This is a genomic window from Saccharopolyspora sp. SCSIO 74807, assembly GCF_037023755.1.
Lineage (GTDB): Bacteria > Actinomycetota > Actinomycetes > Mycobacteriales > Pseudonocardiaceae > Saccharopolyspora_C > Saccharopolyspora_C galaxeae.
In genome coordinates, this window is sequence record NZ_CP146100.1 from 6,046,153 (window position 1) to 6,060,296 (window position 14,144).

The 14,144-nt window shown below is 70.5% G+C and carries 12 protein-coding genes; 8 read left to right on the forward strand and 4 right to left on the reverse strand.

The genetic code is table 11. From position 1 onward, the window contains the following. Window positions 1-4,047, reverse strand: a complete 4,047-nt coding sequence (eccCb, locus tag V1457_RS27650; RefSeq protein ID WP_338597944.1) for a type VII secretion protein EccCb — start codon at window positions 4,045-4,047, stop codon at window positions 1-3. A gap of 150 nt (window positions 4,048-4,197) precedes the next feature. Between eccCb and eccD the strand changes: the two genes are divergently transcribed. Then, window positions 4,198-5,514, forward strand: a complete 1,317-nt coding sequence (eccD, locus tag V1457_RS27655; RefSeq protein WP_233627897.1) for a type VII secretion integral membrane protein EccD — start codon at window positions 4,198-4,200, stop codon at window positions 5,512-5,514. 91 nt (window positions 5,515-5,605) lie between these two features. Here the strand turns inward: eccD and V1457_RS27660 are convergent, their stop codons facing one another. Genes V1457_RS27660 through V1457_RS27670 form a run of 3 tightly spaced genes read right to left on the reverse strand, consistent with a single transcriptional unit; the run spans window position 5,606 to window position 7,214 of the window. After that, complete coding sequence (locus tag V1457_RS27660) at window positions 5,606-5,902, reverse strand: WXG100 family type VII secretion target (protein WP_200071743.1); 297 nt, start codon at window positions 5,900-5,902, stop codon at window positions 5,606-5,608. Window positions 5,903-5,945: 43 nt separating this feature from the next. After that, complete coding sequence (locus tag V1457_RS27665; RefSeq protein ID WP_200071744.1) at window positions 5,946-6,275, reverse strand: WXG100 family type VII secretion target; 330 nt, start codon at window positions 6,273-6,275, stop codon at window positions 5,946-5,948. 36 nt (window positions 6,276-6,311) lie between these two features. Further along, entirely contained in the window at window positions 6,312-7,214 is a 903-nt protein-coding gene (locus V1457_RS27670; RefSeq protein ID WP_338597946.1) for a hypothetical protein, read from the reverse strand. A 965-nt stretch (window positions 7,215-8,179) separates the two neighbouring features. Here V1457_RS27670 and V1457_RS27675 point away from each other — a divergent pair. The 7 genes from V1457_RS27675 to V1457_RS27705 all read left to right on the forward strand — a co-directional run bounded on the left by V1457_RS27675 (window position 8,180) and on the right by V1457_RS27705 (window position 14,064). Beyond that, window positions 8,180-8,476, forward strand: a complete 297-nt coding sequence (locus V1457_RS27675) for a WXG100 family type VII secretion target (protein WP_200071746.1) — start codon at window positions 8,180-8,182, stop codon at window positions 8,474-8,476. 58 nt (window positions 8,477-8,534) lie between these two features. Then, window positions 8,535-9,302: a hypothetical protein gene (locus V1457_RS27680; RefSeq protein ID WP_200071747.1), complete on the forward strand. Its 768-nt coding sequence runs from the start codon at window positions 8,535-8,537 to the stop codon at window positions 9,300-9,302. Beyond that, window positions 9,295-9,495: a hypothetical protein gene (locus V1457_RS27685; protein WP_200071748.1), complete on the forward strand. Its 201-nt coding sequence runs from the start codon at window positions 9,295-9,297 to the stop codon at window positions 9,493-9,495. Before V1457_RS27680 ends, V1457_RS27685 begins: the two co-directional genes overlap by 8 nt. A gap of 95 nt (window positions 9,496-9,590) precedes the next feature. Beyond that, on the forward strand, window positions 9,591-11,129 hold the full coding sequence (locus tag V1457_RS27690; protein ID WP_338597949.1) for a hypothetical protein: 1,539 nt from the start codon (window positions 9,591-9,593) through the stop codon (window positions 11,127-11,129). Window positions 11,130-11,165: 36 nt separating this feature from the next. Continuing rightward, window positions 11,166-11,762: a hypothetical protein gene (locus V1457_RS27695; protein ID WP_338597950.1), complete on the forward strand. Its 597-nt coding sequence runs from the start codon at window positions 11,166-11,168 to the stop codon at window positions 11,760-11,762. 124 nt (window positions 11,763-11,886) lie between these two features. After that, window positions 11,887-12,477: a hypothetical protein gene (locus V1457_RS27700; protein ID WP_338597951.1), complete on the forward strand. Its 591-nt coding sequence runs from the start codon at window positions 11,887-11,889 to the stop codon at window positions 12,475-12,477. 414 nt (window positions 12,478-12,891) lie between these two features. Beyond that, the gene (locus V1457_RS27705) at window positions 12,892-14,064 is read left to right on the forward strand and encodes a trans-acting enoyl reductase family protein (protein WP_295141041.1); all 1,173 of its coding nucleotides are present in this window, start codon (window positions 12,892-12,894) and stop codon (window positions 14,062-14,064) included. Window positions 14,065-14,144: the final 80 nt, after the last annotated feature.

Here is a 14,144-nt window from a genome sequence, read left to right on the forward strand (position 1 = left end):
TCAGCCTTGCGGGACAGCAGTTCCGCCGGGCGGCGTCGCCGGTTCCTCGTCCGAGCGCGGCACGTACGCCGTTTGCACGAGCAGCGGTTTGCGACCGCGGCGCACCAGAGTGCCGCGGCCGGCGGGCTGCTGGCTGAAGTAGACCTCCGGCCACATCTTCCCCTCGCTGCGGTCGCCGGACAGCAGCAGACCGGCCGCCCCGGACTCCTTCACACCCTGCACGAACGGCTCGTACAACGAGCGGCTGGAGCCGCTGGAGCGACGGCACAGAACCACGTGGAACCCGATGTCACGGGACTGCTGTAGGTACGGCAGGAACGGCGCCAACGGGTTCGCGCCGCCGGTGGTGAGCAGGTCGTAGTCGTCGACCAGCGCCACGATCTCCGGGCCGCGCCACCAGGAACGGGTGCGCAACTGCTCAACGGTGACGTCCTCCGGCGGGAGCCGTTTCGCGAGTTCTCCGGCCATGCCTTCGGCCAGCCCGCCGGCCACGGCGGTGTTGTGCGCGTAGCCGCCGAGGTATTCGTCGTCGATGCCCTCCAACATGCTGCGCCGCGGGTCGAACAGCGCGAACACGACCTCGTCGCTGCCGTAGCGGCTCGTGAAGTCCTCGACGATCAGGCGCAGCAGCGAAGTCTTGCCGGCCTGGGTGTCGCCGAAGACGAGCAGGTGCGGGTCGTCGCCGAAGAGGTCGACGGTGGTGGGCCGCAGCTCGGTCTCGTCCACCCCGAGGCGCAGCACCTTGCGGTCGGGTGCGCGTTCGGCGAAGGAACGGTGGTCCAGCCGCTCCGGCAGCATCCGCACCGGCGTCGCGACCGGGCCGCTCCAATGCCGCACGACCTCGTCGACCGCGTGCTGCACGCCCGCGGTGATGGTCGCCGGATCGGCGTGGCCGTCGATGCGGGGCAGCGCGATGTGCCCGGTCAGTCCGCGGTCGGTCAGGCAGCGGCCGGGAACCTTGATGTTCTCGGCGAGCTTGCGCTTGACCGTGGTGTCCAGCGGATCGTTCAGGCGCAGCTCCAGCTTGTTCGCGATGACCGACTGGATCTGCATCCGCAGGTCGGTCCAGCGGCCCGCGGTGACCACGACGTGCACCCCGAAGCCGGCACCGCGGGAGGCGATGTCGTGCACCACCTCCAGCAGGTCCTCGAAGTCCTGCCGCAGCGCCAGGTACCCGTCGATCACCAGGCAGATGTCCGCGCTGGTGAGCTCCGGGAGCTTGCCAGCGCGGTGCTGATCGCGCATCGCCTGCACGGAATCCAGGCGGTAGTCGGCGAAGATGGCTTCGCGCTCGCCGAGCAGCGTGGCGATCTCGCTGATGGTGCGGCGCACCCGGTCGGGCGCCAAGCGGTCGGCGACCCCGGCGACGTTCGGCAGCCGGTCGAGGCCGTTGAGCGTGCCGCCGCCGAAATCGACGCAGTAGAACGCCAGATCGCTGGGCGTGTGGGTCAGCGCGCCGCCGAGGATCAGGGTGCGCAGCGCGGTGGATTTGCCGCTCTGCGGCGAACCGAGGATCGCCAGGTGCCCGCCGCTGGCGGCGAGGTCGGCGACCAGCGGTTCCTGGCGCTGCTCGGCGGGGATGTCGACGGTGCCCATCGGGATCGCCAGCGAACCGTGCCACCGCCGGTCGACCGCGGACAGCCCGTAGGTGCGGTCCGGTTCGACGCGGCCGATCGCTGCCGACAGCGCCATCGTCGCGGGCAGCGGCGGCAGCCAGACCTGCCTGGCGCGAGCACCGGGCTGCTGCGAAACGCGCTGGACGACGACGTCGAGCACGGTCGGTTCGGAGACGGTGCGCTTGTCGCGGTCGATCTTCGCGGTCTTCGGCTGCAGGTGCGCGTGCTGGTTCAGCCAGGCTTGGGCTTCGTTGTACGGGGTGAACGGCGCCAGCCGCGGGGTTTCCTGGGCGCTTTCCACGCCGGAAGGGGCCTGGTAGTCGCCGGAGACGTAGAGCGCCTTCCAGCGTTCGCTCAGGCCGTGCTCGGCGCCGAGGTAGCCGTTGCCCGGCGCGCTGGGCAGGTGGTACGCGTCCGGGACGCCGAGCACCGTGCGGGATTCCTGCTCGTTGAAGGTGCGCAGCCCGATCCGGTACGAGAGGTAGGACTCGAGCCCTTTGATCTTGCCTTCCTCCAGCCGCTGCGAGGCCAGCAGCAGGTGCAGGCCCAGCGAACGGCCGATGCGGCCGAGCTGCAGGAACAGCTCGACGAAGTCCGGCTTCGCGGTGAGCAGCTCACCGAACTCGTCGATGACGATGAACAGGTTCGGCAGCGGTTCGAGGTCCTCGCCCGCTTCCCGCTTCTCCTGGTATTCCACCAAGCTGGCCAGCGATCCCGCATCGGCGAGGATGCGTTGCCTGCGCGTCATCTCGCCGAGGACCGCGTCGTGCAGCCGGTCCACCAGGCCGATGTCGTCGGAGAGGTTCGAGACCATGGCGCTGGTGTGCGGCAGCTCGCCGAGCCCGGCGAAGGTCGCGCCGCCCTTGTAGTCCACCAGGATCATGTTCAGCCGCTCGGGCGGATGGGTCATGGCCAGCGCGAGCACGAGGGTGCGCAGGAACTCGCTCTTGCCGGAGCCGGTGGCGCCCACGCACAGCCCGTGCGGTCCCATCCCGCCTTGCGCGGCCTCCTTGATGTCGAGGGTGATCGGGCGGCCGGAATCGCCCACCGCGAAAGGAACTTTGAGGAACTCGCCCTCGGTGCGCGGTGCCCACGCCTTGCCGACGTCGAACGTGGCCTCGTCCGCGATGTCCAAAAGGGACCGCAGGTCGCCGCCGGTGTCCGCCGACATGGACTGGTTGGCGTCGGCGACCAGGCGGTAGGGCGACAGTTCCCGGGCGAGCCTGGTCATCACCGGAACGCTGACGTGATCGAGCGTGCCCTCCCGCGCCCCGGCCAGCCGTTGCTGTTCCGCCTGCCCGGCCTGGGCAGGGTCGTGCGGATTCGGCGTCGGGCGGAGGTCTTCGACGCTGGCGGCGTCGCCGTCCACGGTGACGCGGACGTCGACGTGCGCGGGTTCGAGCCGCCGGTCCGGCACCAGCACCACCTGCGACACCTTGATGTCCGCCAGCGAAACGCCGCCGCTGTCGGCGAAGAGTTCGGCGCTGCCCGCGGAGACCTGATCGGTGATGACCACCAGGTGCGGGCCGCGCACCGTCGGGGTCTGGCCCCAGCTGCGGGTGGAGGCCGCGTTGAGGCGCCGGTCCAGTTCGCCGCGAAGCATCCCCACCAGGCCGGAGGCGGTGTCGGCGACGAGGCGGCGCGGGGCGGTGCCGTCCCACTGCGAGCTGTCGATCGTGTGCGGCAGCCACTTGATCCAGTCGAACTCGCCGATGACGTTGCGCCCGACCGCCCACGCCAGCTGCACCTCGTTCGGCGCGTGCAGCGCGGCGACCTGGGCGACCATCGCGCGCAGCGCGGCGCGGGTCAGCTCCGGCATCCCGACGACCGACACGGTTCCGTGCCACGGCACCGCGAGCGGCATGTTCGTCAGCTGCGCCAGCCTGCCGGTGACCATGGCGGCCTCGGCCTGGGTGATCGGGTCCGGGTTGGCCAGCTGCGTACCGACCGAGCCGACTTCCACCGGGCGCCAGAGCGCGTCGGTGCCCGATCCCAGCCGGGCCAGCAGGAAGTCGGGAGCCTGCCGATTGCGTTCCCACCGCCGCTCGGGGTTGTGCACCACGTCGATCAGCGCCAACGGCTCCGGATGCACGTGTTCGGCGGCCGCGCGTTGTTCGGCGCGGGCGGTGCGGATGACCTCGCGGATCTCCGCGATGTGCTCGGAATAGCGCTGCCGCTGCTGCTGCAGTTCCTTGTTCTTGCCGGAATTGCGGTGGATCACCATCGCCACCGTGCCGAGCAGCATCACCACGAACAGGCACACCGCGGCCACGCGCATGAGGGCGTTGCCGCGGGCGGCCAGCGAGGCGACCATGACTCCGCCGCCGACCACCGGCATCAGGATCGACATCACCGTGCTGCCCGCACCGCCGCCTGCGGCGCGCCCCGGCAGCGTCAGCGGCGCGGCCACCTGCACCGGTTCCAGTTCCACCCGCGGTACCGGTAACCGCGGCGGCCGATGAACAAGGCGTTGTGTCACGGCGACTCCCTCCAGCCCTAATGCGGGCTATACCCTATCGACCGTGGATCACTCGCCACGTCACGATCGCCTACATTCCTGGGGATGCCGATGAGTGTGCCGATGACGCGCGTCACGGTGGTAGAGCCCGAGAGCAATCGCCGGGTCGATGTTCCGCTGCCTTCGCAGGACCCGATCATCCAGCACCTGCCGGATCTGGCGCGCAGCTTCAGCCTCCTCGGCGCCAACACCGACCCGCGCCGCTGGACGCTTTCGAAACCGTTCGGGAACCAGGAGATTCCGCCGGAACGGTCGTTGTCCGACGCGCAGATCGTGGACGGGGCGCAGCTGTGGCTGGTTCCCGCCCAGGGCCGCTCGCACCCCTTGCTGGCCGAGGACGTCGTCGAAGAGACCAAAGGCGTCCTCGACACCGACATCGACGAATGGGACGGCCCCGTCCGGCAGCGCGGCCTGACCAACATCGCCGCGCTGCTCGTGCTGGCCTTCGGCCTCATCGCCGCGTTCGCCCCGCTCGACTGGCTCGGCCAGCTCACCCTCGCCGGGCTCGGCGCGCTGCTCGGGTTCGCCGCGATGTTCGCCGCGCGCGAGAACACCCTGATGCTCACCGCGCCGGTCCCGTCCTGGGCGATGATCGGCTATGCGCTGGGCGCCGGGCTGCAGCTGAGCCCGGCGGGCCAAGTCATGCTGGCGCTGACGACCGCGGGCATCGGGCTGGCGTTGTTCTTCATCAGCGACAACAAGATCCAGGCGGTGGTGGCCGCCGGTTGCACGCTGCTCGCGCTCGGCGCGATCGGGTCCGTGTCGCTGCTCGCGGGGCTGCCGATGGTCACCGTGTGCGGAATCCTGCTCGTGCTCGGCTTGTTCGCGCTCGGGCTGGCGCCGCAGCTCGCGGTGAGCCAGTCCTCGCTGGTGCGGCTGGCCCGCGCGCACGAGGACGGCAATTCCCCCGCGCGGGGCCAGATCACCGAGTCGGTGCACCACGGTCACCGGATCCTCGTCGGCCTGGTGGCCGGGGTCGCGGTGGTGCTCAGCGTCGTGGAATTCGGCCTGGCGACCACCGGTGAGCCGCTGGCGGTGGTGCTGGCGTTCCTGGCCGCGGCCGCCTTCGCACTGCGCGCGCGGTTGTTCTCCCGTGCGGCGCACGTGCTGCCGCTGCTGCTGGCGGCGGTGTTCGGGGTCGTGGTCACCGCGCTGGGCATCACGATCAACCTGCCCGCGGTCGGCCCGTGGGTGGCGCTGGGCATCCTCGTCGTGCTGACCGCGGTCCTGCTCGTCGCCGCCCGCACGAGCCTCGACGACGTGACCGCGGCCCGGATGCGCCGCGTGCTCAACGTCCTCGACACGCTCGCGGTCGTCGCCATCCCGCCGCTGGCGTTCGTGGCCGCCGGCGGCATCACCTGGGTGCAGAGCCTGATCTGAGGCGGAACGCGAGAACGGACCCCGCGGCGAAACCGTCGCGGGGTCCGTTTTTCGTTGTGCCTATTGGGTTTTCGCGGCGGCGCGCGACCGGTCAGCTGCCGAGGGCCTTGCGGACCTGACCGCGCATCGAACCGACCGCGTCGGTCGTGCCCGTGATCATCGACTTGATCTGCTCAATCCCGCCGCTGACCTGCTGCGCACCGGAATTGAACTGACCCATGATCCCCTGGTACTGGCCGGACTCGTCGCCCTCCCAGTTGGCCGTGGTCTGGTTCATGTCCCCGCGCATCTTGTCCATCAGCGCCTGCATCTCGCCCAGCACGCCCTGCACGGCCTGGGCGGCCTCCTGCCCGGCCGATTCGTCGTATCCGAACACGCCACTGGTCATCGCATCTCCCTCGAGGTCTGCTCCGGTCGGTCGCGTACGCCGGTCAGAAGTTGAACTTCGCCGGGTCCATACCGGCGGCCTGGCTCTTGATCTGGGAAGCCTGGTCCTGCTCCCCGGTCTGGTAGGACTGCCCGGCCTGGGCGACCTTGCCCTGCAGCGCCCGGGCAGCAGTGGCGCACTGCTTGGCGCCCTGGGTGATCTGCTCCTTCGGCTGCTGGAACGCCGTCGCGCCCTGGCCCTTCCAGTGCGGCATGAGTTCCTCCAGCGCCGAGGACAGCCGCTGCGCGAGCTGTTCGAGCTGCGCGGCGTCGTCGTCGAGCTTGCTCGCGGCCTGCCCGACGGCGTTGTTGGTTACCGAAAACTTGGTGCTCATCTGGAGAACCCATCCTTTCCTGGACGCACGAGCGGCTTACGCATCCGAGCCCGCGACGGCCGCGGCATCGGCCACCGGCGCCAGGCACCGCGCGGCCACGTGCTGCGCCGCGGCCACGCTCGGCTCCGTCGCCGAGGTCAGCACCGGCCCGCTCGGCGCCGATGCAGGCATTCCGGGAACGGGCACGATCTCCACGTTATCGCCCACGAGACCGCGGTGGTGCGGTTTCGCTCGATTCCCCCGCGCCGGTTCGGCCACCAGCACGCGCTCGGCCGCGCGTTGCGCGCCGAGCAGTCCGCTGAGCCACTGCCACGCCTGGCGCAGCATCGCCGGATCCGCCGAGTCCTGGTCGGCCACCAGCACGACCCGGTCCGCGTCGACGACTCCGCGTTCGGTCGCACCGCCCGCGCTCGGCGCGGGCAGGTCGGTGACGATCAGCGGCCACCAGCGCCGCAGCGAAGGCAGCGCGAAGCCGTACTCACCGCCGCCCAGCTCGGGACCGGGCGATGCCGGGTCGGCGGCGATCAGCGCGATCTCGCTGCCGGGCGTCAGCCGCGAACGCGCCCACCGGTGCGTGGGCGGCTGGTCCGGGCGGGGACCGCGTTGCCGGACACCGAGCCCGGCCAGCACGGGGTTGAGCGAGTCCTGAGTGGACTCCGTCAGCCGGGAGCGCAGCGCTCCGGAACGCGTGTCGGCGTCGAAGGCCAGCACGCGCGAACCCTGGTAGGCCGCCAGCGCGTGCGCCACCAGCGCCGAAACATGGCCGCGCGCGGCGGCGTCGCCGACCCCGAGCACCGCGATCGAGGCCGAGAGCCCGGCGCCGGTGAGGATTCGGCGGTCCGCGCGGTGGCGGTCCACATCGACCGTGAGCGCGGGCAGGCAGGCGCGCGCCGCCAACCGCAGGAGCCCCGGACCGCGGCGGCCAGCTGGTTTGTCCACATCGGACTTCTTCGCTGCACCCGACTTGTCCGGTGTGGACGGCGCGGGTCCGGGCTGGACCGGCTGCGGGCCCGTCGCCGGTCGCGGAACTCGTGGCTGCACGGGTTGCGGGCCCGTGCGCGGCTGGACCGGTTGGGGGCCAGTGTGCGGCTGCACAGGTTGGGAGCCGCTGTGCGGCTGCACAGGCTGGGGGCCGCTGTGCGGCTGGATCGGTTGCGGACCCGTGTGCTGCGGCGGAATCGGCTGCGGCCCGGTGCGCGGCACCGCGGGCTGGGAACCGGTGCGATGCGCAGGAACGGCAGGATGCGGACCGGTCTGCTGCGGAGGGGGCGCCCCGGCGGGCGACCGCTGCTGCGGACCTGCCGCATGTGGCCCGGACTGCGGGCGCCCCGACGGCGGCGTGGGGCCCTGCTGCCTGCGCGGTGGCTGCCGCTGAGCCGCCGGTCCCGAATTGCCTGCGCCGTTTCCGCCACCTGCACCGTTTCCGTTGGGCGGAGCATTGCGCTTGTCGTCCTGCGGCGGCGCGCGACGGGTGGCCGCATCGCCCGCGGCCGGACGCCACTGGCCCTCCGGCCGATGGGGCGGCCCTGACTGCTGTGGTCCCATCGTCACCCTTTCGTCGCCCGCACCGGAGCGGCGACCTTCCCCAGCATGTCGTCGCCTCCCCCGGCGAATCGTCGCCCCGTCGAATGCGGCCCGGATGCTACCGAGCCCGCACTCGCCTTCGGAGTCTCGGGCACGCGCCGGGAATCAAGTACCCGCACACCGCAGATTGAGCTGAACGGAGCAACGCGACTGCGCCGTCCGGCGGCGCGCGCAGGTGTTCATCGCGGTCGAGCGAGTCGCGATCGGAAGGAATCGGTCCTGTTGCGACGAACTCACCCGAAACCGCCTCGGACGAGGCCGACCGTGCCCTACAGTACAGTGCGGCACTCGGCGCGATCACCGCTGGAGAGGAGGCATCCGTGACGTACGTGCAGTATCCGTACGAGCAGCTGACCAAGCTCGGCACCGAGCTGGACACGCTCAACGAGGAACTCAAGCAGGACCACCACGGTGCCCGGGACGTCGAAGGACTCGACGGCGAGGACCACGCGAACATCATCTCCGCCATCGAGGGCTTCCAGGACGAGTGGAACTCCAGCCTGCTCGACCTGGAGAGCAAGCTCGGCGAGACCGGCAAGCTCACCAAGCAGATCGGGCAGCTGGCCCAGCAGACCGACTCCGAGCTGGCCACCAAGTTCCGCGGCGGCAAGCAGTAACGCGATCAAGCCCGCCGACCACGCGCGGCGAACGGACCAGCAGAAAGGGCACGCAGGTATGGCCGGGCCGCTCCCGGGGGCCGAGCTGACGCTCAACCACGACAGCTCGCACCCGCCGTTCGAATGGTCGGTGGGCATCCCGTCCGACTGGGCGATGGTCGACACCGCTCCGGCCACGTGGCGGGTCTCGGCCGAGCGCCTCATCGACTTCAAGTTCGGCGGCCGCAAGCTGCCCGCCGCCGAGCGCCGCACCGTGTTCGGCTGGATCGAGCACATCGTCGCCGAGTCGCAGCGCGCGGGAACGATCCTGTGCGTGATGCAGTTCGGCAAGCTCTCCACCGGCGAACTCGGCTCCGCCGGGGTGCACCTGCTCTGGCACGACACCGGCGACAAGCCCGCGGGGCTGGACCAGGTGCGCGACATGCTGCCGGAGAACGCGGACACCACGCTGCTGGAGACCCGGACCGGGGCGGCGATCCTCGCCCAGGACCGGTCCTCGCTGATCCCGCCCGGGTTCCGCACTCGGGTGAGCATGCAGAACTACCAGATCTTCCTTCCCGTGCCGGGCACGACGTGGATGCTGCTGCTGTCCTCGGCGACGGCGCAGCCGGAGATGGAGCGGGTGACCTACGAGGTCATCAGCGCGATGGCGCACAGCGTGCTCACCGCTACCCCGGACGCGCCCGCCGAGTCCGGCAGCGACTCCGCCGACTCCGCGGGGGATGGTTTCGTGGCCGTCGACAAGCCGTCGGCACCGGGAGTCGCCCGCGGCTTCGGCACCCTGGTCCAGCGCCGCTCGCCGTCCGGGGAGGCCGAGCATGGTTGATCAACGCAGCAAGATCGTCCTGCAGGCGCACGCGCTGCGAGCCGGCCAGACCAAGGCCGCGCTGCTGCACGGGTCGCGCTACGCCCCGGCGGATCTGCGCCGCCCCACCCCGGCGATCTGGGGCGGGCTCGCGCTCGCCGGGCTGGTGGTGGCGGTCGTGATCGTGCTCGCGGTCCTCGGCGTCGGCGGATAACGGCGCGCCCCCTCGGACTCCGCAAGGCGGTGCGCGCCGCCGGAGTCGAGTCGAGCCCCTGCTGTCGGTTTCCGGCGAAGATCTGGAGAACTACTGTGGCCACCGAGTTTCCGGCGCACCTGTTCCGGATGGGCGGCTCCCCCGAAGCGATCCGCACCGCACAAGCGGCCTACCGCCGCTTCGGGCAGAACTCGTCCGCCGCGGCCGACCGCGTCACCGGGATGGACACCGGCCAGTTCGTCGGGCCGGAGGCCGACCAGTTCCGGGAGAAGGTCGACTCGGAGATCCCGCCGCACCTGCGGGTGACCGGCGAGGCGTTCACCAAGGTCGCCACCGCGCTGGGTGGCTTCGCGTCCCAGCTGACCGATCTGCAGGGCGGGATGCGGCCGGTCGCCGACCAAGCCCCCGCAGCCTGGGAACGCTTGCAGGCGGCCAAGAACTCGCTGGCCGATGCCCAGGCGGCCGATCAGCACCACGCCCGGGCGCAGCAGCAGGCGATGCAGCAGCACCAGCAGGCGCTCGCCGACGCCCAGGCCCGCAACCAGCCCGCGCCGACGGCACCGCAGAGCCACCACCGGTCCGCCGCCCCGGGCGCCTCGGCCGAGCTGGCCGCGGCCCAGCGCGAATGGGACGCCCTGGTGCACAAGGCCACCAGTCTGCGTTCCGAGATGACCGCGGCCACCGAGAGCTGCTGCAAGGTCATCAACTCGGCCAAGGGGATGCGGTTCCAGGAACCTCCGGCCGGTTACGACCTCATCGGCCAGGGCCGGGACTTCGTCCGCGAGCACAAGGACGTGCTCAAGAGCGTCTCTTCGGCACTGAAGGTCGTCTCGGCCGCGGCCACCGTCATCGGACTCGCATTGCAGGCCATTCCCGTGGTCGGCAACGCCGTCGGCGCCGCCTTCCTGGCGGTGGGCGCGGCCACCGGCGTTGCGGCGCTGGGCATCGACGCAGCCGTCTACGCCGCGACCGGCGAAGGCAGCCTCACCTCGATAATGGTCGACACCGCCTTGACGGTCATACCTATCGGCAGGTTGGCCAAACTCGGCAAGAGCGCCCTGTCGGTGTTCAAACCCGCCGAGAAGGTCGCGGGCGGCGCCGACGATGCAGCCCGCGCAGCCGACGACGTCGCGGAAGGCGCCGGAGACGCCGCCGGGAAGTTCGAGACCATTCCGATGCGCGACGAGTACGTCGGTGAGCACTTGCCCGGCCCCGCGCGTGAGATACCGGTGAAGTACCTCAGCCCCGCCGAACGCCAAGAGAAATTGCTGACCGTCGGCGACGACGGGCTGCTGCGCCAAGAGGGCGAGCTGTTCGACACCTCCACCGGCATGTCGCTGCACTCGCAGAACGACCCCCGGGCGATCTTCGTCATGGACAAGAACGGCGACATCTTCGCCTCCAACCGCCAAGAACTCGGCCGGTTCCACCATTCCAGCCTCGCCGCAGGCGAGCCGGTGGCCGCTGCGGGCGAGCTCGGTGTCAAAGACGGCGTGGTGCACTTCGTCAGCAACGCGAGCGGCCACTACCGGCCCGGCAAGGAAGCCACCATGAACTTCATGCGCCACTTGTTCAACGACCGCAAGGCCAAATTCGACCCCGACGCCGACGTCAGGATCATCGACCGCGCATAACACCACCGAGCGGACAATGGAGACACGGAGGAACGTATGCACAACAGCGAGTTCTGGCGCCCGCCGGCCGACGGCCTCGCCTACGCCGTCCAGTTCGCCGACGAACTCACCGACCAACTGGCCGCCCACCACGCGCACCGGCTGCTCGCGGATCCCGTCGACATCCTCACCCAGCAACAGCAGTACGACGCGCTCACCTACGCCGTAACCAATGGCAACGACCTCGGACGCTTCGCCGCCTCCAGCCATTCCGAAGAGGACCTGCGTGAGTTCATGTCCAAGGTACTGACTGAAATGGACCGTCAACGGCCCTGGACTCCGCCCCCACTGCAGCCTCTTCCGCTGAACCGTTGGAGCGACTTCACCGACGCTACCCCAGTCGCGAGACTGACGATGTCGCCCCTCAAAGCCGAGGAGCGCCTCCGCCAGCCCTTCCGCCCTGCGCCCGACGATGGCCGCGACATCTGCCCGCTCGCCCTCGTCTCCGGAACCGAGATCGTCCTTGTCGCAAACTATTGGCCCGAAACCGGTGCCATGGCCGTACTCACTCACGACACCGAGCCCCAGCACGTCATCGATTACCTGCTCGCCAACACCAACCTCACCGAAAACGAACTCATGCCGGTCGGGTAAGCACGGACGGCCGCCGCGGTCAGCAGTAGCCTCGCCGAGGTCGGCTTCGGTGTCGGGGTATTCGGTCCCGACGTCGACATCGAGGCCCCTGCGAAGCCCGCCACGGAACAGCTCAAGGAGATCCATGCCCGGCGAATCCTGGCGCCGACCGGTCGACGGCCTCGTCTACTGCGTGCAGTTCGCTGAGGAGCTCACCGATGAGCTGGCCGCCCGCGAAGCTCAGCGGTTCCTCGCCGAGCCTTACGTCACGCTGACCCAGCAGGAGCAGTACGACGCGTTCGCGTACGCCGTGGCCAACGGTGCGGACCTGGGAGCCAACATCCCGCAGCCGCACAGCGACGAGACGCTGCGCATGTTTCTGTCCAAAGTGGTCGCCGAGATGGATCGTCAACGGCCCTGGACTGAACCACCGCTGCGGGCCCTACCGCATTACCGGTGGAGCGACTTGACCGATGCGCCCCCGGTAGCCGCGCTGAAGCTGTCGGTCACCGATGCCATGCAACGCCTCCGGTACACCTTCGACGACGACCCCGACGAGGGCCGCGAAATCTGCCTGCTGGGTCTGGCCAACGGCTTCGAGGTCGCCCTCGTCGACAACTATTGGCCCGAAACCGGAAACATGGCCGTACTCACCCGCGCCGCCCAACCGCAACAGGTCATCGAGTACCTGCTCGCCAACACCGACCTCACCGAAAGCGAACTCACGCCGGTCTGATCAGCGCGAGCGGCCGGGCCCGCGCTCCCAGCTACGACGCGGCATCGGTCAGTTCTTCCGGTTCGGGATCTTCGCGCCGATGACCACGTCGAGGTCGAGGTGCTCCTTGAGCAGGTGCTTGAGCTCCGGCCCTTCGATCAGCCGGATGCGCTCGTTGCGCGCGGCGAAGTCGTGCGTTGCCTTGCCGAAGTACGGGCTGGCGACTTCGCCGCCACCTGCTAGTGCAGCCGCCGCTGTGCAGTCGGGTCCACCGTGATGCGGGACGACCAGCGCGGCGCGCTGTGCGGGTCGGAGCGCCGCTCGTCCTGGGGCCTGGGTCCGGTGCGGCGGTGGGATGGAGACCGGCGCTATAACGCCGTTACGATCACTGCTGCGAGGACTAGCGCGGTCGGGAACGGGAAGGATCTCCAGCGGATGACGAGTGAACGCAGCTACGACGTGGTGCTGCTGGGCGCCACCGGGTTCGCCGGTGAGCTCACGGCCGAGTATCTCGCCGGAGCCGTGCCGCCGGGATGCCGCTGGGCGCTCGCGGGCCGCAACGAGAACAAGTTGGCTGACGTGCGGAAACGGCTCAGCGAACGGAATCCCGCTTGCGCGGACCTCCCGCTGCTGCACGCCGACAGCACCGACGAGGCCGGCCTGCGCAAGCTCGCCGAGAGCACCCGGGTGCTGATCACCACCGTTGGGCCGTACGTGCAGTACGGCGAGCCGCTGGTCGCCGCATGTGCCGCAGCGGGAACCGACTACGTCGACCTGACCGGCGAGCCGGAGTTCGTCGACCGGATGTACCTGCGGCACCACGAGACCGCCGTGCGCAACGGCGCCCGGATCGTGCACGCCTGCGGGTTCGACTCGATCCCCTACGACCTGGGCGTTTACCACACAGTGCGGCAGCTGCCCGCCGAGCGACCCGTCACCATCACCGGCCAGGTCCGGACCAACGCGTCCTTCTCCGGCGGCACCTACGCATCGGTGCTGACGGCGCTGTCCCGGCCGCGCCAGATGGCCGACGCCGCGAAACAGCGCCGCCGCGTCGAGACCCGCCCCGAGAACCGGCGGATCCACACGCCCCTCGGATCGCCGCGCCGCGACCACGGAAGCGGCATGTGGCTGGCGCCGATGCCCACGCTCGACCCGCGGATCGTCGCCCGCTCGGCTGCCGCGCTGCCCGAGTACGGGCCGGACTTCACCTACCGGCAATACGCCGCGGTCAAGCGGCTTCCCGTACTGGTCGGCGGGATCGCCGGGCTCGGAGCCCTCGGGCTGCTCGCGCAGATTCCGCCCGCGCGGCGTGCGCTGGCCACCGTCCGCGCCCCCGGCACCGGCCCGGCCGAGCAAGACCGCGCGAAGTCGTGGTTCTCGGTGCGCTTCACCGGCGAAGCCGGCGGGCAGCAGGTGCAGACCGAGTTCGCCGGCGGCGACCCGGGCTACGACGAAACCGCGAAGATGCTCGCCGAATCCGCGCTGTGCCTGGCCTTCGACGACCTGCCGAGCACCGCGGGACAGGTCACCGCCGCCACCGCCATGGGTTCGGCCCTGCTCGAACGGCTCCGCACCGCGGGCCTGACCATCCGCACCCTGCCCTGACCCCGGCGGCTCCGAGCCCGCCTCGCTGCGAACCATCACGAGGCGGGTTCCGCCGCCGTCTGCGAGCGGCAGCCGAACCG

Excerpts from the sequence above, each read along its gene's own strand:
- eccD (WP_233627897.1), top strand. The coding sequence starts at position 4,198 with ATGACGCGCGTCACGGTGGTAGAGCCCGAGAGCAATCGCCGGGTCGAT.
- V1457_RS27660 (WP_200071743.1), bottom strand. The coding sequence starts at position 5,902 with ATGACCAGTGGCGTGTTCGGATACGACGAATCGGCCGGGCAGGAGGCC.
- V1457_RS27665 (WP_200071744.1), bottom strand. The coding sequence starts at position 6,275 with ATGAGCACCAAGTTTTCGGTAACCAACAACGCCGTCGGGCAGGCCGCG.
- V1457_RS27680 (WP_200071747.1), top strand. The coding sequence starts at position 8,535 with ATGGCCGGGCCGCTCCCGGGGGCCGAGCTGACGCTCAACCACGACAGC.
- V1457_RS27685 (WP_200071748.1), top strand. The coding sequence starts at position 9,295 with ATGGTTGATCAACGCAGCAAGATCGTCCTGCAGGCGCACGCGCTGCGA.
- V1457_RS27695 (WP_338597950.1), top strand. The coding sequence starts at position 11,166 with ATGCACAACAGCGAGTTCTGGCGCCCGCCGGCCGACGGCCTCGCCTAC.
- V1457_RS27700 (WP_338597951.1), top strand. The coding sequence starts at position 11,887 with ATGCCCGGCGAATCCTGGCGCCGACCGGTCGACGGCCTCGTCTACTGC.
- V1457_RS27705 (WP_295141041.1), top strand. The coding sequence starts at position 12,892 with ATGACGAGTGAACGCAGCTACGACGTGGTGCTGCTGGGCGCCACCGGG.